Origin of the sequence: Nonomuraea sp. PA05 (assembly GCF_008086045.1) — a bacterium.
In the GTDB taxonomy this organism is placed as follows: Bacteria; Actinomycetota; Actinomycetes; order Streptosporangiales; family Streptosporangiaceae; genus Nonomuraea; species Nonomuraea monospora.
The window spans coordinates 151,428-166,323 of sequence record NZ_VSEY01000001.1 but is presented as its reverse complement, the minus strand read 5'-3'; the positions used below and the strand labels follow the sequence as shown (position 1 = coordinate 166,323).

Annotated in this window: 19 protein-coding genes; 8 read left to right on the top strand and 11 right to left on the bottom strand. The window is 70.3% G+C overall.

Translation table 11 applies throughout. From position 1 onward, the window contains the following. Positions 1 to 12 precede the first annotated feature (12 nt). Complete coding sequence (locus FXF51_RS00790) at positions 13 to 1,596, bottom strand: ABC transporter substrate-binding protein (protein WP_148432245.1); 1,584 nt, start codon at positions 1,594 to 1,596, stop codon at positions 13 to 15. A 107-nt stretch (positions 1,597 to 1,703) separates the two neighbouring features. Here FXF51_RS00790 and FXF51_RS00785 point away from each other — a divergent pair, with 107 nt between their 5' ends. Further along, positions 1,704 to 2,354: an Lrp/AsnC family transcriptional regulator gene (locus FXF51_RS00785; RefSeq protein ID WP_262379229.1), complete on the top strand. Its 651-nt coding sequence runs from the start codon at positions 1,704 to 1,706 to the stop codon at positions 2,352 to 2,354. 7 nt (positions 2,355 to 2,361) lie between these two features. Here the strand turns inward: FXF51_RS00785 and FXF51_RS00780 are convergent, their stop codons facing one another. Both FXF51_RS00780 and FXF51_RS60335 read right to left on the bottom strand, forming a co-directional pair. Continuing rightward, positions 2,362 to 2,697: a hypothetical protein gene (locus tag FXF51_RS00780; protein ID WP_262379228.1), complete on the bottom strand. Its 336-nt coding sequence runs from the start codon at positions 2,695 to 2,697 to the stop codon at positions 2,362 to 2,364. 129 nt (positions 2,698 to 2,826) lie between these two features. Further along, the gene (locus tag FXF51_RS60335; RefSeq protein ID WP_187414082.1) at positions 2,827 to 3,153 is read right to left on the bottom strand and encodes an ATP-binding cassette domain-containing protein; all 327 of its coding nucleotides are present in this window, start codon (positions 3,151 to 3,153) and stop codon (positions 2,827 to 2,829) included. A gap of 90 nt (positions 3,154 to 3,243) precedes the next feature. Between FXF51_RS60335 and FXF51_RS62345 the strand changes: the two genes are divergently transcribed. Continuing rightward, positions 3,244 to 3,378: a hypothetical protein gene (locus tag FXF51_RS62345; protein WP_262379227.1), complete on the top strand. Its 135-nt coding sequence runs from the start codon at positions 3,244 to 3,246 to the stop codon at positions 3,376 to 3,378. Positions 3,379 to 3,400: 22 nt separating this feature from the next. Here the strand turns inward: FXF51_RS62345 and FXF51_RS00770 are convergent, their stop codons facing one another. Together FXF51_RS00770 and FXF51_RS00765 are read right to left on the bottom strand one after the other, a co-directional pair. Continuing rightward, the gene (locus FXF51_RS00770) at positions 3,401 to 3,964 is read right to left on the bottom strand and encodes a DUF4232 domain-containing protein (RefSeq protein WP_148432243.1); all 564 of its coding nucleotides are present in this window, start codon (positions 3,962 to 3,964) and stop codon (positions 3,401 to 3,403) included. A gap of 101 nt (positions 3,965 to 4,065) precedes the next feature. Then, on the bottom strand, positions 4,066 to 4,611 hold the full coding sequence (locus tag FXF51_RS00765) for a helix-turn-helix domain-containing protein (protein ID WP_148432242.1): 546 nt from the start codon (positions 4,609 to 4,611) through the stop codon (positions 4,066 to 4,068). A 51-nt stretch (positions 4,612 to 4,662) separates the two neighbouring features. On the opposite strand from FXF51_RS00765, the gene FXF51_RS00760 reads away from it, so the two are divergent. The 5 genes from FXF51_RS00760 to FXF51_RS00740 all read left to right on the top strand — a co-directional run bounded on the left by FXF51_RS00760 (position 4,663) and on the right by FXF51_RS00740 (position 10,761). Continuing rightward, positions 4,663 to 5,820 (top strand): pyridoxal phosphate-dependent aminotransferase, encoded by a 1,158-nt coding sequence (locus FXF51_RS00760; protein WP_148432241.1) that lies wholly within the window; start codon positions 4,663 to 4,665, stop codon positions 5,818 to 5,820. Positions 5,821 to 5,957: 137 nt separating this feature from the next. Beyond that, on the top strand, positions 5,958 to 6,818 hold the full coding sequence (locus FXF51_RS00755) for an SCO6745 family protein (protein WP_148432240.1): 861 nt from the start codon (positions 5,958 to 5,960) through the stop codon (positions 6,816 to 6,818). Positions 6,819 to 7,033: 215 nt separating this feature from the next. Further along, the gene (locus FXF51_RS00750) at positions 7,034 to 8,659 is read left to right on the top strand and encodes a RecQ family ATP-dependent DNA helicase (protein ID WP_148432239.1); all 1,626 of its coding nucleotides are present in this window, start codon (positions 7,034 to 7,036) and stop codon (positions 8,657 to 8,659) included. 177 nt (positions 8,660 to 8,836) lie between these two features. Beyond that, positions 8,837 to 9,655 carry a GNAT family N-acetyltransferase gene (locus tag FXF51_RS00745; RefSeq protein WP_148432238.1) on the top strand — a complete coding sequence of 273 codons (819 nt, stop codon included), beginning with the start codon at positions 8,837 to 8,839 and terminating at the stop codon, positions 9,653 to 9,655. Between the two features lie 509 nt (positions 9,656 to 10,164). Next, positions 10,165 to 10,761: a hypothetical protein gene (locus FXF51_RS00740; RefSeq protein ID WP_262379226.1), complete on the top strand. Its 597-nt coding sequence runs from the start codon at positions 10,165 to 10,167 to the stop codon at positions 10,759 to 10,761. A 490-nt stretch (positions 10,762 to 11,251) separates the two neighbouring features. Here FXF51_RS00740 and FXF51_RS00735 read toward each other — a convergent pair whose 3' ends face one another. Then, a complete protein-coding gene (locus FXF51_RS00735; protein WP_148432237.1) occupies positions 11,252 to 11,539 on the bottom strand; it encodes a DUF4287 domain-containing protein in 288 nt (95 codons plus the stop codon). Positions 11,540 to 11,731: 192 nt separating this feature from the next. Here FXF51_RS00735 and FXF51_RS00730 point away from each other — a divergent pair, with 192 nt between their 5' ends. Continuing rightward, positions 11,732 to 12,379, top strand: coding sequence for a winged helix-turn-helix transcriptional regulator (locus tag FXF51_RS00730; RefSeq protein ID WP_148432236.1), 648 nt, complete (start codon positions 11,732 to 11,734; stop codon positions 12,377 to 12,379). A 306-nt stretch (positions 12,380 to 12,685) separates the two neighbouring features. On the opposite strand, the gene FXF51_RS00725 is transcribed toward FXF51_RS00730, so the two are convergent. The 5 genes from FXF51_RS00725 to FXF51_RS00705 all read right to left on the bottom strand — a co-directional run bounded on the left by FXF51_RS00725 (position 12,686) and on the right by FXF51_RS00705 (position 14,753). Then, complete coding sequence (locus FXF51_RS00725) at positions 12,686 to 12,967, bottom strand: hypothetical protein (protein ID WP_148432235.1); 282 nt, start codon at positions 12,965 to 12,967, stop codon at positions 12,686 to 12,688. Between the two features lie 123 nt (positions 12,968 to 13,090). Further along, entirely contained in the window at positions 13,091 to 13,309 is a 219-nt protein-coding gene (locus FXF51_RS00720) for a hypothetical protein (protein WP_148432234.1), read from the bottom strand. A 24-nt stretch (positions 13,310 to 13,333) separates the two neighbouring features. Further along, a complete protein-coding gene (locus tag FXF51_RS00715; RefSeq protein ID WP_148432233.1) occupies positions 13,334 to 13,888 on the bottom strand; it encodes a calcium-binding protein in 555 nt (184 codons plus the stop codon). A gap of 354 nt (positions 13,889 to 14,242) precedes the next feature. Further along, on the bottom strand, positions 14,243 to 14,431 hold the full coding sequence (locus tag FXF51_RS63630; protein WP_411268339.1) for a UTRA domain-containing protein: 189 nt from the start codon (positions 14,429 to 14,431) through the stop codon (positions 14,243 to 14,245). Next, positions 14,355 to 14,753, bottom strand: a complete 399-nt coding sequence (locus FXF51_RS00705; RefSeq protein ID WP_187414081.1) for a UTRA domain-containing protein — start codon at positions 14,751 to 14,753, stop codon at positions 14,355 to 14,357. Before FXF51_RS00705 ends, FXF51_RS63630 begins: the two co-directional genes overlap by 77 nt. Positions 14,754 to 14,896: the final 143 nt, after the last annotated feature.

Genomic DNA, 14,896 nt, shown 5'->3' with positions numbered 1-14,896 from the left:
CTGGGACCGCCCCTACTTCGCGCCGAGGTCGGCGACGTCCACGGTCCAGACCGGGTGGTACTCCAGGCCGGTGACGGAGGCGGCCGTCACGATGTTCTGGCTCGGCTGGATCAGCGGGATGAACGGGCCGGAGGCGTTGAGCTTGGTCTGGACGTCGGCGTAGGCGGTCTTGCGCGCGTCGTCGCCGATCGTCTCGGCGGCCTTGGCGCCCGCCTCCTCGATCTCCTTGGCCGCGCCCTCCTTCCAGCCGGCCCGCAGGCCGACGGTCTTACCGGGCAGGAAGGCGAGGTAGTCGCTCGGGTCCGGGTAGTCGGGGCCCCAGTACCACAGGCCCATCTCCTCCTTGCCGTTGCGGTAGTTGTCCAGCGCCGTCGTGACGGGCGCGGGCTGCAGGTCCACCGTGATGCCGACCTCCTTGAGGTTGGCCTGGATGCGCTCGGCGAGCGGCTGGAACGACAGGCCGTTCACGGTCAGCTCGCTCGGGTACTCCAGCTTCACGGTCGGGTTGGACAGGCCGCTGGCGGCCAGCGCCGCCTTGGCTCCCTCGACGTCCCGCTTGGCCCCCTGGTCGGCGGGCAGCGCGCCGAGGATCTGGGACGGGATCACGCCCGGCGCCTGGGTCGAGCCCTCGCCGGCCAGCTCCAGCAGCCCCGCGTAGTCCACGCCCTTGCGCACGGCCTCGACGAACTTGGCGTTCGGCGTGGTCTTGCTGATCGCGGAGTCCTGGTTGGCCAGCAGGAAGATGACGTTCGCCGAGGCGGTCTTCTTGACCTGCATGGTGGCGGGCATGCCGGTCACCTGGTCGCCCGACAGGTTCAGCGCCACCTGGCTGTCGCCGCGCGAGACGTTCAGCTTCTGGGTGGCGGCCTCGACGTTGCGGATGACGACCTTGTCGTAGGCGGGCTTGGTGCCGTAGTACTTCGGGTTCGCCTTGAGCGTGACCTGGCTGCTCACGTTGAACGACTCGATGGTGTACGGCCCCGAGCCGGCGGAGTTGGCGTTCAGGTACTGCTCGGCCTTGTCCTGGGCGTCGGCGGTCGCGCCGTTCTGCTTGGCGACCTTGCTGTTGAGGATGCCCAGCGCCGGGTTCGGCAGGATGAACGGCAGCGCCGGGTTGGCCGTCTTCGACGTCAGCGTGATCGTCGTGTCGTCGGTCTTGGCCACCTCGACGCCGTCCAGCAGGAACGACGGCGTGCCCTTCATGTCGCGCACGCGGGTCAGCGAGAACACCACGTCGTCGGCCGTCAGCGGCGTGCCGTCGGCGAACGTCGCGCCCTGCTTGAGCTTGAGGGTCAGCGTCTTGCCGTCCTCCGACAGCTCGTACGACTCGGCCAGCGCCGGCACGGGCTTGGTCACGTCGGCCCCGTCGAACGTGAGCAGCGTCTCGTACACCGCCTTGCCGACGATGAGGCCGGTCGGCTCGTACGTGCGGCCGGGGTCGGCGGTCTTGAGGTCGAAGGACGTGTCGATGACGAGGGTCTTCCCGCCGCCACCGGAGGCCGCGGGGGTCTGTGAGGTGCCGCCGCCGCTGCCGCAGGCGGCCAGGGCGAGTGCACCGGCGAGCAGCACGGCCGCCGTCTGCGAGCGGGTCGCCATGAGAGTCCTCCAAGATTGGACGTTCAGCAGAAGGATGTCGAGGATTGTGCGGCAGATCGTCCAGGGACTGTGCGGTCGGCTGGACGTATATAAAGGTGGATGAGGTAATGATGAGTGAAATTTCCAGAAATGGTGTCAGCGGTGGCGGTCAGCCTGGACGGATCGGCATCGGTCTCGAACTGGACGACATCCACCTGAAGATCCTTGAGGTCCTGCGCGAGAACGGCAGGATCTCCGTCGCCGCGCTGGCCGAACGGGTGGGCATCTCCCGGGCGAACGCCTACACCCGCTTCGAGGCGCTGCGCGCCGACGGCGCGATCAAACGCTTCACGGCGGAGATCGACCACCTAAGGGCGGGTCTCGGCATCACGGCACTGATCTTCGTGACCGTGCGCCAGCAGATGTGGAAGCAGTTCAGGGCCGAGCTGGCCAGGATGCCGGAGGTGGAGTACTGCGCGATCACCACCGGGCAGCACGACGCGATGATCCAGGTGCGGGTCTCCGACGTGGCCGCCGTGCACTCCATGGTGACCGACCGGCTGGCCAACATCCCGGCCGTCAAGGCGACCGAGACCGTGTTCATCCTGGACGAGGTGCTCAGGCGGCCGTACGTGCTGCCCAGCGACCGTGACGCCGCCCGCGACCGGTCCCGCCAGCAGCGGCGGCCCGTCCAGGAGGCGCAGGGCGACGTGCCGCTCGGCAAGATGCGCTTCGTCGGCGCCGCCGAGGGCCGGGCCGCCCTGCGCAAGGACGACTGAGCCTTGCCTATGCGACCTCGGTGCACACGCTGACGTGCGGCGTGTCGTCCCCGTCGAAGCTGAACTCCTCCACCAGGCGCAGCAGCCCGTCGTCGCCCGTCTCGATGCGGCTGCTGCTCTGCCCGCCCGCCTTGCCGCCGGCCACCAGCGCGTGCGCGTAGGCGATCGAGACCTTGTCACCGTCGCGGGTGCCGACGAAGCGTCCGTGGGTCACCGTGTCGCCGGTGTACTCGCCCCACACGACCTCGTCGGCCTCCCAGTAGTGGAAACGGGTGGGGCTGTCGGGGTTCACCGCGCTCGCCGTGGAGCTGACCATCACGAAGGTACGACCGTTGAGATTCACGCCCTCTATGGTCCCTACATTTCCGAAATATCAGCATGCGGCTGGACATATGGTGAGGGCGTCCTGTCGGAGCGGGAAATCCGTCCAGCGCGGCAGTCGCCGGAGAGGGCGCGGGCACGGCTCAGTCCATCAGCGCGCCGCCGCGCGCCCGCCCGGCCTCCGCGACGGGCAGGCCGCGCGCCGGGCGAGCATCCGCAGGTCGGCGCGCCCGGACAGGTGCGGCACGAACGCCGGCGTCTCGATCAGCGCGCCGATCCGCCGCGACGCCCGGCCGTCTCCGGGCGGCCCGCCGAGGACCTTGACGGATCCCGTGCGGCTGCGGATCAGGCCCAGCAGGATCCGCATCAGCGTCGTCTTCCCCGCGCCGTCGGGCCCGAGCACCCCGTGGACCTGGCCGGGCTCGATCCGCAGGATCACGCCGTTCAGCGCGCGTACGGCGCCGAACGTCTTCGTCACGCCCTCCTGGACCACGCCGGCCGCGGCCTCATCATCGCCGACCCCAACCGCAGGCAGGTCGCGCCCGGCCAGGCCAGGGTCCTGCCGACGGTGCTCGTCGACGGCTTCGCCCGCGGCACCTGGTCCTGCACCGGGGGCGAGGTACGGCTGACGCCGTTCCGGCCACTGTCGGCGGCCGAACAGCAGGCGGTCGACCACCTGCTGCCGTCCCTGTCGCACCGCTGATTCCGACGAGCACGGCCCGCCGTTACTCGCCGGCGGCGGCCGGCTCCCAAGCGGTGACGCCCAGGCGGCCGGTCGAGCCGAGGTCGAAGTGGCCTCGGACACGGTGGCCGCCGACCACGAGGGTGGTGCCGAGCAGGGGAGCCTCCTCGGTGTCGCCGTACGTGTTGCGCCACACCAGGGCGAAGCGGGCGGAGCGGCCCGGGCGGAGGGACACGGTCACCGGGCCGGGGTCCTCGACCGCGGTCGTGATCCGTTGCGCACCCTTGTCGATCTCCAGGTCGAGCCGCTCACCGGCCTCGTCCAGGAGGCGGACGCGCGGGTAGCCGTGGACGCTGCGGACCTCGTCACCGCAGTTGGTGAGGATGATGGTCTGAACGCGGAGCCCCATGGCGGCGTTCGGCTGCTCGGCGGTCAGCGACGTGCCCGAGCGGGGACAAGCCGCGGGCGTGGGGCGCGGCGTCGGCCGCTGCACTGCCGTGGGGGGCGCGGGCGGCCGGTCTTGTACGGTGGCCCGCGCGTCCACGCCGCAACCGGCGAGGCACAGCACGGCGAGGGAAAGCGCCCGGACGGCGGACATGACGGTCATCGGGTCCTATTGTGCCGGACGGCACATAACCCGATATCGAATCCGGCTGGAGCCGTCCGGAGGGCTGCCGGCGGCGGCCCCTCGTTCTGCCGACGCTCTCCTCAGTTGTCGGGATGCACCATGAGGAGGACGGCGCGGTTGTGGGCGGCGTGGCCCCGGTACTGGTGCGGGCGGGCGGCGTCGAAGCGGATGGAGTCGCCTTCTGCCAGGTCGGTGAGGGAGTCGGCGGGGCCGGTGGTGACGCGTCCGCCGGTGAGCACGAGGCACTCCTCGACGCCGGGCAGGTGGGCGTCGGAGTGCTGGGTGTTCTGGCCGATGGCGATGTCGTAGACCTCCACGGTGCCGCGCACCCTGATGCGGTGCAGGAGCCGCGCGCTGACCGCGTCGCCGTCGACCTGCGGTCGCCGGTCGTCGGCGCGCACCACCTCGACGGCCGAGGCGGGCGTTTCGAGCAGCTCGCCGAGGGACGCCTTCAGCGCGGTGGCCAGGGCCCACAGGGTGCTCAGGGTGGGGTTGCCCTGGCCCTGCTCGATGCCGTGCAGCGTGGTCTTGCTGATGCCGCTGGCGGACGCCAGGTCGGCCAGCGAGATCCCGGCCGCCGCTCGGAGCCGGTGCACGTTCTGCCCCACCACTTGCGTCAGATCCATGCATATCAGCATAGTGGTATACGTGTACCAGCAAAACGGTTCGGAGGAGACATGACGGTGACGCGGCTGCGGGACATCCCGGGCATCGGCGTGGACGCCATCGGTGACGCGGCTGACGCGATGGGCGACCCGGAGTTCCTGCGACTGGAGAACCTCGACACCGACCTGCGTCCGCCCGCCGTCGCCCTGGCCGCCACGCATGCCGCCGTCGACGATGACGCGGCCAACAGCTATCTGCCGTTCCAAGGCCATCGCTCCCTGCGCGAGGCCGCCGCCGGGCACGTCGGGCGCATCAGCGGCCGCCACTACGATCCGGCCACCGAATGCGTCAGCGTGGCCGGCGGGCTGAACGGCATCCTCAACACGCTGCTGGCCACCGTGGAGGGCGGGCAGGAGGTCGTGTTGTGCGACCCCATCTACGCGGGCCTGGTCAACCGGGTGCGGCTGGCAGGCGGCGTCCCCCGCTTCGTCCCCGCACAGCCCACCGCGGGCGGCTGGACCGTCGACCCCCAACGACTCGCCGGCGCCGTCGGGCCCCGTACGGCGGCGGTCCTGATGATGGGGCCGGCCATGCCGACCGGCCTCGTCCTGGACGAGCGCCACTGGTCTGCCCTCGCCGACGCCTGCGAGCGCCACGACGCCTGGCTGATCTACGACGCGGCCATGGAACGCATCCGCTTCGACGGCCGCCCGCCCAGCCACCCCGCGGCCCATGAGGGTCTGGCACGGCGCACCATCACCGTCGGCTCGGCCTCCAAGGAACTACGGCTGATCGGCTGGCGCGTCGGCTGGGTCGCCGGCCCCGCCCCCATCATGGCCGACATCCGCCTCGTCGGCATGACCAATGTCGTCTGCCAGGTCGGGCTGGCCCAGCGAGCCGTGGCCGCCGCGCTGGACGCACCCGATGCCGACGCCGACGTCGCCGCCGCCACCGCCACGTGGCAGCGGCGCTGCGAGACGGTCCTGGACCAGCTCGCCGCCTACCCGGTCATCCGGCCGCACGGCGGCTGGTCACTCCTCATCGACACCGGACCCCTGCGAATGACGGCCGCCGAGCTGTCGCAGCGCCTGTTCGACCGGGCGAAGGTCGCAGCCACTCCCATGGACGGCTGGGGGCCCAGCGGCGGGCACTACCTGCGGCTCGTCTTCGCCAACGAACCCGTCGAACGGCTCGCCGGCCTCGGCGAGCGCTTCCGCCTGGCCATCTGACGGCCCGCCGCCTGCACAACCACTCCATCCGCGCCTGCCTCTGGGCGGCGGCCCACGGGCAGGCCAACGGCGTCACCTTCGACGCCGAACAAAGAGACGGGTGGACTAGATACCTACCGGTCGGTATCTTCGCCGGCATGACGTTGGAACGCCCCACCTGGCGGACGCTGGAGCCCTTGCACGGCATGATCTACTTCTCCCCCGAGGCGACTGCCGCGTACGAACAGCTCGGGCTGACCGGGCGGATGGGGTACTTCGCATCCCGGGCGGCCGCACTCGGCCCGGTCACCGCGGAGGCGGTGACCGCCACCTTCTACAACTTCAACCCGCAGCTCGTACGTCGGGCGATACCGGCCGCATGGCACCTCGCGTCTCCCGCCGACATCCTCGACGCCCGGCTCAACGCGGTCGACGCGACCTTGCGCCGCGTGCTCGGCGGCGCCGTCGACTCGCCGGAGATGACCCATGCCGCCGCGCTGGCCCGGGAGGCGGCCCGAGCGGTCTCCGACGAGCTGAGCGGCCGGCCCCTGTACGCCGCGCACACCGCGCTGCCCTGGCCTGCCGCTCCGCACCTGATGCTCTGGCATGCCGCGACCTTGCTGCGCGAGTTTCGCGGTGACGGCCATCTGGCCGCCCTGCTGACCGCCGGGCTCAGCGGGATCGAAGCCCTCGTCACGCACGCCGCCACCGGCGCCGTCCCGGCCGAGACACTCCGGGTCACCCGCGGCTGGAGCGAGACCGACTGGGCGGCCGCTGTGGACAGGCTCGAAAAGCGCGGCTGGCTCCGTGACGGCTCACTGACCGAGCAGGGCCGCGGGGAACGTGAGGCGATCGAGGAGGCGACCGACCGGATGGCCAGGGCGCCCTACGCCGCACTCGGCGACGATCGCTGTCAGGAGCTGCGCCTTCTGGTACGTCCCTGGAGCAGACTGGTGGCAGCCGAGCTGATGCCCTGGGGCACGGCCCCTGAGCGTCCAGGAACACCACGAACGGGCTGATCTTCATGTCCGGGGCTCACCCGGAACCGGGCGAGCATGCTCGTGTCATCTCTCCGCGCCGGCCGCCACCGGCCCGGCCCCGTCGCAGGCCTCGTCCGTGCAGGTGGACGTGCAGGTGGACGTGCGGACGGAGCGGCCCGCGAGCGGGGTGACATGCCGGCCGCCTGCCTGGGCAGGAACGGCATCCAGACAGTGCGGGCGCGGTGGGAGGGCCGATGAAGGATGCGGATACGCAGTGCCGGCGGGTGGCCCGGCAGGCTCTGGGCCTGACCGGCCTGCGGCCCGGTCAGCTGGCCGCGATGACCGCTCTGGCGCAGGGCAGGGACGTCCTGGTGGTGATGCCGACCGGCGGCGGCAAGTCCGCGATCTACCAGGTGCCCGCGCTGCTCCTGCCCGGCCCCACCGTGGTGGTCTCGCCCCTGATCGCCCTGCAGCGCGACCAGGTCGAGGCGTTGCGCGAGCGCGACGAGGAGGCGGTGAGCCTGGACGCCCGCACATCGGCCGGCGAGCGCAGGACGACCTTCGAGTCGCTGCGGGCCGGAGAGACGGAATTCCTGTTCTGCGCGCCGGAGCAGCTGGCCCGGCCTGACGTCATGCGTGACCTGGCCGCCGCCGCGCCTTCCCTCCTGGTGGTGGACGAGGCCCACCTGATCTCCTCGTGGGGGCATGACTTCCGCCCCGACTACCTGCGGCTCGGGCCGCTGGCCGAGGCGCTGGGCCGTCCGCCGATCGCGGCCCTGACCGCCACCGCGGCTCCCCCGGTGCGGGTGGAGATCGCCGAACGGCTGGGCCTGCGTGACCCCGTGGAGATCGTCCAGGGTTTCGACCGGCCCAACATCTCGCTGGCCGTACGCCGGATGCTGGACGACCCGGCCCCCGAGATCGTCGCGGCGGTGCGGGAGGAGACGGGACCGGGCATCGTGTACACGGCGGTACGCAGGCAGACCGGCCGCCTGAGCGAGCTGCTCAACGACGCGGGGGTGCGCGCGGCGGCCTACCACGCCGGGCTGCGCCGGTCCGAACGCGACGACGTGCACGGCCGCTTCATGGCCGGCGACCTGGACGTGGTGGTCGCCACCAGCGCGTTCGGCATGGGCATCGACAAGCCGGACGTACGGTTCGTCTTCCACGCCGAGGTGCCCGGGTCGCCGGACGCCTACTACCAGGAGATCGGCAGGGCCGGCCGCGACGGCGAGCCTGCCAGGGCGGTGCTGTTCTACCGTCCCGAGGACCTGGGGCTGCAGCGTTACTTCACCGCCGCCGTACCGGACCTGGCGACCTTGACCGCAGTGGCGCAGGCGATCGCCGGGGCGGGCTCCGGGATCGACCGTAAGACGCTGTGCGCGCGTACCGGGCTGTCGCCGCGCCGCCTGACGCTGCTGCTCGACCTGCTGGAGAGAACCGGTGCGGTACGGCTGGGCAGGCTCCGCATCGACTCCGTGCCCGGCGCTCCCGGCCCGGAGACCGCCGCGGACCTCGCCCGGCGGCTGGCCGAGCGGCGTCGTGACGTCGAACGTACGCGGCTGGAGATGACGCGCCGCTACGCCGAGACCGGCGACTGCCGGCGGCGTTTCCTGCTCGGCTACTTCGGTGAGCAACTCGCCGAGCCGTGCGAGAACTGCGACAACTGCCTGGCGGGCACCGCCGACCGGCAACCGGAGGAAGCCGGGCCGTTCCCCCTGCACACCCGGGTCGATCACCGCACCTGGGGGCCGGGCGAGGTCATCCAGCGCGGCGAGGACCGGCTGACGGTTCTGTTCGACACGGCCGGCTACCGTGAGCTGCAACTCGACGCGGTTCTCGAACAACAGCTCCTCGTCGAGACCTCGGCCGCTCCCTGAGGGGCGGTCGCGCGGGCCGTCGATCGGTCCGCCGAGTGCCGGCCGTTCGCATGCCCCCACCGACGCCGCGGGCCCGACCTGGACGTGACCATCAGTTCCTGGCCGTCGCGGGTGAAACCCGCGAAGGCAGCGATCTCATGCCGGTTGTGGAGGGTTCGAGGGAGTAGGTTCCCGTTTGTGAGTGATATTCGACGTCTCGGGCTCGACGAACTGCCCCTGTGCCAGCAGCTCGAAAACGATCGCGAGTGGTCCACCGACGAGGCCAAATGGCGGCTGATGTTCGAGGCGGGCGAGGTCTACGCCATCGACGCCGCCGACGGCGACGGCCTGGCCGGGTGCGTCGTGGTGACCCGCTACGGCGACTCGCTGGCCGATGTCGGCATGATGCTGGTCGCCCTCAGGTACGGCAGACAGGGGCTCGGCACGCGGCTGATGAAGCACGCTCTGGATGCCGCAGGGGACCGCGTCGTGGAGCTGACCGCGACCCGGTTCGGGCGGCCCGTCTACGAGCGGCTGGGCTTCCGTCCCACGGGCAGCCTGACGATCAACATGGGCCCGATGAAGGGGGCGGCGGGATCGTCCGCGGTCCGCGTGGCGACGGCGGACGACCACGCCGCGCTGCTCGACCTGGACGCCGAGGTCACCGGCGCCGACCGGAGCACGGCGCTGACCGCCCTGCTGGCCACCGCCGAGCGCACGGTCGTCACCGACGGCGGCTTCGCCGTGGCCTGGAACGCCGGCCCGCACCGGGTCATCGGCCCCGTCGTCGCGCCCTCGGAGGAGTCCGCCCGCGAGCTCATCCTGGCCGCCGCCCACGGCGCCGACCGCGACGTGCGGATCGACCTGCTGGACGCCTACCCGGGCCTGCGCTCCTGGCTCACCGGGCTGGGGCCCGCCGAGGGGCCCGCGGCCCTGCCGACGATGGTTCACGGCGCCCACGGGCACCCGGGTGATCGCGGGCGGTACGTCGCGCCCATTCTCATCTCGATGGGCTGACCGGCCGGCACCGTCGCCGTATCGTCGAGACCGAAGAGCATGTCGCGATGCCGCACCGCATGGTTGGCGCACTCGCCAGGCGGCTGTCCGACCGCACGGTCGGACTGGTGCATGTTAAGCACCTGCGAGACGCCACGAAGGGCCGCACGCTCCTCGCCGAGGTGAACGCCGTGTTCGACGACGGCCACCGGGGTCAGAGTCCTCTCGCGGCGGGCATCTCTACAGCGGCGGCCGGTCGAGCTACTCCGGATCGCGATGGTTCGCCCCGCCGACGCGGCCGGGCGCTGGCCGGTCATGGCCGCCGTTCGGGGCGACGACTGGTGCGGATCGCTCCACAGCGTGTACCAAGAGCCCCACAGGGGCCGCGTCACCCGCACCTCGTCCTTCCCCAGCGTGCGCCCATACGGGAAGCCGAGCCGGCGAATCGATCGTCCTCTCCGGGCATGAGCCATCCGACCCCTACGAGGAGGAGTACGCCGGACGGGAACATGGCTGCCCAGCGTAAGACCGTGCCGCTGGTGGTCGTCGGTTCCACGCGCGCATCTTCACACACTTCCGCGCATGCGCCGGTTTCTCCAGCAGCGGGCTGGGCTGCCATAGTCGTCACGATGAATCTTCGTTCTCGCGCCTGGGCTCAGCGACGGTTACGGTCCCTGATGTGGCTGGAGTTGCTCAACATCCCGCTGCAGGCGGTGATCTGGTTCGGCAAGGTGGGCTTTCCTGTGACCGCGGGAAACAGCGTGGGCTTCGCGTTGTTCGCGATGCTGCTGCTGGAGGGAGCGGGGTACTGGGCAGCCAAGCTGCGCCAGATCGCCACGCGAAGCAGGTCTCTCCCAGGAGCCGGTGCCTTCGTGTTCGCTCGCAGGGGTAACGTCGCCGTGCTGGTGGCTGGACTGCTGTTCATCGTCTGGGCGGTGGTGGTCGATCCAGGGGTAGGAAGCTGGCCAGGCCTGGCGTTCGGGCTGTTCGCGGTGCTGGAGCAGGTGAATTACTTCCACGTCCAGCTCATGTACGACACCGCTGCGGATCTCCGCTACTTGCGTTCGCATGGCTTGCGTCGTGCCCATCTGGCCCGCGATCTCGCAGTTCGGGCGGGAATCCGTTGAGGGTTGGCATGAGTCATCACGGGCAGGCCGAAGATCGACGCCAAGCACGTCGTCAGTTCTTCAGTCGGCAGTGCCGGTGGAGGCGCGTGGCCGGTTGTGAGGTGAGCTGCAGGTTCCCGCACCCGGAGCTGCGATCCCTGCCTCTCCCAACCGGGCAGAGCCGTCGTAATCGGACGAGTCGTGACGGGCGCGGATCTTCAGGTGTGCGAACTCTCCGGGGTCGGCGGCCGGCATCGTACGGATGCGGCGGGTGACGGCCGCCCCCTCGGGAATGTGCTCAACCATCTGGACCGGCCTGCCGCCGCGGTGCTCCTCTGTCAGCCCGGTGAGCACGTCCCAGGCGAGTGTCAGCTCCGTGAACGGTAGAGACGCTCCCGCTCGGCGCTCAGCCCCAGGCTCTCCAGGCTCATCATCGACTCCGGGTCTGGCCCGCGCACCCCTCGCGGGGCCCTCGGGCCGCGAACGAGATGTGCCCGGCTCGCTCAGCTCGTCAGGGCCGGTTGTTCTTGCCGTCCAGCCAGAGCGTGTCGGACTCGTCGCGGTGGGAGCCCGAGCTGCCGACGTGTCTGGCGTCGATCTTCGGCCCCTTCTTGATGACGTGCACCAACGCCATCGCGTGTCCACGTCCGAGCTCAAAGTCCTGTTTCAGCCAGTCAACGATCACGCCGGCTTTCACGGACGGGGCATCGAAGCCGCGTTCCTTCGCCAGAGTGATGAACTCCCGTGGCGTCAGTCCGGTCTTGTCCTCGATGTTGTCGAGGTAGGCCTGGAACGACATGCTGTTCTCCATTCTGCGGCGGAGATGGGACCCCGTGATGATCTCTTACGCGTTCGGGTGGTTCAGGCCGGCCGGTAGGTCAGTAGCGCCGGGCCGGTGGCCTGCATGAACCTGCTTCGCGACTCCGTGATCAGCAAGCTTGTCTTTTGCAAGTGAGCTTTGTCAACTGCAGCACGAGTTATGATCTGCATCATGGCGTCTCGGGAGTACGGACAGTTCTGCGGCCTGGCCCGCGCGATGGAGATGGTCGGCGAACGCTGGACCATGCTGATCATCCGCAACCTGCTCACCGGGGCCCAGCGTTTCACGGACCTGCACAAGGGGTTGCCCACGATCCCGACCAACATCCTTTCTGCCCGCCTCAAGCAGCTGGAGGAGGCAGGACTGGCCACCCGTCGCGCGCTGCCGCACCCCGACCGCGCCGTGGTCTACGAGCTCACCGACTACGGACGCGACCTCGAACCCGCACTGATCGCACTGGGCCGCTGGGGCGCGCGGACACTCACCGAGCCCCGCCCCGGCGAGATCGTCACCGCCGAGTCGATCGCCATGTCCTTCCGCACTACTTACCGGCCGGAAGCAGCGCGCGGAGTCACTGTCGGCTACGAGGTCCGCATGGGCGACTTCACGCTCCGCCTGCAGATCACCGATGGAGAGCTCGCGGTCGGCATCGGCCCGCACCCCTCCCCCGGCCTCATCATCGAACGCCTGACCGGTTACCCCATCCGCGAACTGATGAGCGGCAGCAAGACCCCCGGCGAAGTACTCCGCGACGGCAGCGTGCGCACGGAAGGCGATCCCGCGCTACTCGGCCGATTCAGCGAGATGTTCCGCTTCTGAGTTGCGGGTTTGTCCAGGCTTCCCAGCCGGAGCAGCAGCCTCCAAGAACAGGAAAGTCCTCGCACTACGGCACGAGGTCGCAGTCCTGCGCCGCCGAACGGGTTGTCCGAGCATCTGGGCCAGCGATGCCGGAAGTCGCTCACCATGTCCAGCGGGACCGCTGTGCGACCGGCCAGTTCGTGGCCGCCACCGACGTCCAGGACGGCGGACGGCTGGCGGCGCCTCTGGCCTGATAGACGCCGCGGATCATCGTCGGCCCGCTTTCAGCGCTGCGATGCGCGAGAACTGCTGGTACGCGTAGACGACCTATCCGGACAGCAGGACCATGCCCGACAGCACGCCGCTGACGAAAGGCATGCCAACGATGAGCGCCGTCCAGGCCACGCCCGCCACAGTCGGCCATCCCAGCAGACGGAGCGCCTGGATGCCGCCGAACAAGGCAGCCACTTCAAGAACGACGATCACCACATATCCACGGCCGAACATCCGGCCGCGGGCGTCACCATCATCCTCGCCGATGTCCGCCCCGCCCTTCGTCCGCCGCATCGCGATGAACCACATGACGATGACGCCCGCGAGAGCGTTCACCTGCCTGATGTCACTGACAGATGGGAGCCGACGAGTTGCACCACCATGAGATGGTGCAACCCAACCGGACGGGCTTCGGCGCCTGTCCCGACCGATCCAGCATGGTCGCCCGGTCGTAACGCCTCAGCATGCCCGGTCGCGGACCGGATCAGAACATGGCGGAGTGTTCACCACCGCACCGCGCTCGCCGCGCAACAGCGTACGCCGTTCCTGCTTGAGGGGCAGGCCAAACCCCTCGGCCACGACGGGCGCGTGATCGAGCAGCACCGCAAGCGGCACAGACAGGATCGCCGCCGGCGCAGCGCCGAGCAGACCGCAGCGGGCCCAGCTCGCGGCGACCACGGCCCCGCGCGGTGCACGCCCCGGTCAGGACTCGCAGGTGACCTCGACCTCGGCGGTGCAGCTGTCGGTCCCGGCACCGCCGGTGGCGCGGTCGGAGCCGAGGCCGCCGAGCAGCGTGTCGTTGCCGCCGTTGCCCGTCAGGGTGTCGTTGCCGCTGCCGGCGTTGACCAGGTCCTGGCCGGAGCCGCCCTGGAAGATGTCGCCGCCCGAGCTGAGGAAGACCAGCGACGGCAGCGAGGTGTTGTTGATGAGCAGGTCGGTGCCGGAGCTGAGGTTCGCGGTCATGTCGCTGACGCTGAATGCCGCGCAGTCCACGGTGTTGGCGTTGACCTGTACGCAGGAGCCGCCCGCCGAGAGCGTGGTGAGGGTGTTGGAGACCCGGAAGTTCGAGCCGGACACGCTCACCGTGATGGCGTTGTTCGTGGTCGTCGAGGTGATGGCCAGACGCCCGTTGCTGTTGCTGACGGTGCCGGCGGCGTGCGCAGGACCGGTGAAGGCGAGCAGCGGCACGGCCATCGCCGTGCCGACGAGGAGCGCGCGCAGCCCGGTGGTTCGCGTTGCGCCGATGCGGTTCCGCATGGGGATCCCCCTGTGATCGGTGGTGTCTGTGGGCGGCCTCTTTCGCGGCGTCGCCCGTGCACACCGATTGAAGCGTGGAGGTTCCTGGGGTTCCGTGGCCAAATACACGGTCGGGAAGTGCTGTCGGGAACTGCCAGGCGACTCACGCCCGGCCTTCCCGCACCGATCCGAACAGCGGCCCTCGCCACAAGAGGGCGGGCGGACCGGATCGGCCGTCGCCCCGGCCAGCACGCGGTGGACATCGCGAGTCAGTCGGTCAGCGGGACCAGGTAGCAGGCGGCACTGCGTTCCAGAGGATGGCGGAAGGCGAGCCGCATCCCGCTCACCCGCAGGACCCCCTTCGCCGCGGCCGGCTCACCCCTGCCGCGCGCAACCGCGCTCAGACGGGTATCGGGATGCGGGCCTGAAGGAGGCGCGGTCAGCCCGGTACACATCACGCGCGAACTCGATACAGCGCCCCTCACCGTCATGGGTCCGCCGGGTGAGCAGGATGCCGCTGGAGGCGCTGCGGACCTTGAGCCGGGCGCAGGAGGCGTCGTCGATGACGATGGACCGGATGACGGCGGCGGCGATCGGTGGGCACGACGGCATAGCGGGTGCGCAGGATGTGCCAGAGCGAGCCGGTCAGGGGTTGTTCCAGCAGACCGGGGGTCAGCGCGCTGGGGAAGTACGTGGTCTCGAGCGCGATGGGCTCGTGGTCGGTCTCGTCTCCGGCCAGGCCCAGCGCCTCCTTGGCCGAGGAGGTCGGCGGGCGTTCCTCCGCCCGGATGAGCTGGGCCGACGGGCGTCGCCCGGCCAGGATGATCTCGCCACCGGTAGACGTAGCCCTCCTCCAGGAGTGCCAGCAGCCCCGAGCACCGCGCAAAGCTGCCCGAACTGCCATCAACCGGTCGCCGTCATCAACCTCCTCGTCATACCGGCCGCAGCGTACGTCAACACGCCGTCACGGTCCGTGACAGACCGGGAGCAATCCCACCAAGCTGAACACAGCTCAAGCGAGGAATTTCG

What these genes read in the sequence shown, in the direction of transcription:
- FXF51_RS00735 (WP_148432237.1), bottom strand. Translation starts at nt 11,539, where the DNA reads ATGTCGTTCCAGGCCTACCTCGACAACATCGAGGACAAGACCGGACTG.
- FXF51_RS00765 (WP_148432242.1), bottom strand. Translation starts at nt 4,611, where the DNA reads ATGGATCTGACGCAAGTGGTGGGGCAGAACGTGCACCGGCTCCGAGCG.
- FXF51_RS00755 (WP_148432240.1), top strand. Translation starts at nt 5,958, where the DNA reads ATGACGTTGGAACGCCCCACCTGGCGGACGCTGGAGCCCTTGCACGGC.
- FXF51_RS00790 (WP_148432245.1), bottom strand. Translation starts at nt 1,596, where the DNA reads ATGGCGACCCGCTCGCAGACGGCGGCCGTGCTGCTCGCCGGTGCACTC.
- FXF51_RS00730 (WP_148432236.1), top strand. Translation starts at nt 11,732, where the DNA reads ATGGCGTCTCGGGAGTACGGACAGTTCTGCGGCCTGGCCCGCGCGATG.
- FXF51_RS00715 (WP_148432233.1), bottom strand. Translation starts at nt 13,888, where the DNA reads ATGCGGAACCGCATCGGCGCAACGCGAACCACCGGGCTGCGCGCGCTC.
- FXF51_RS00770 (WP_148432243.1), bottom strand. Translation starts at nt 3,964, where the DNA reads ATGACCGTCATGTCCGCCGTCCGGGCGCTTTCCCTCGCCGTGCTGTGC.
- FXF51_RS00785 (WP_262379229.1), top strand. Translation starts at nt 1,704, where the DNA reads ATGATGAGTGAAATTTCCAGAAATGGTGTCAGCGGTGGCGGTCAGCCT.
- FXF51_RS00750 (WP_148432239.1), top strand. Translation starts at nt 7,034, where the DNA reads ATGAAGGATGCGGATACGCAGTGCCGGCGGGTGGCCCGGCAGGCTCTG.
- FXF51_RS00760 (WP_148432241.1), top strand. Translation starts at nt 4,663, where the DNA reads ATGACGGTGACGCGGCTGCGGGACATCCCGGGCATCGGCGTGGACGCC.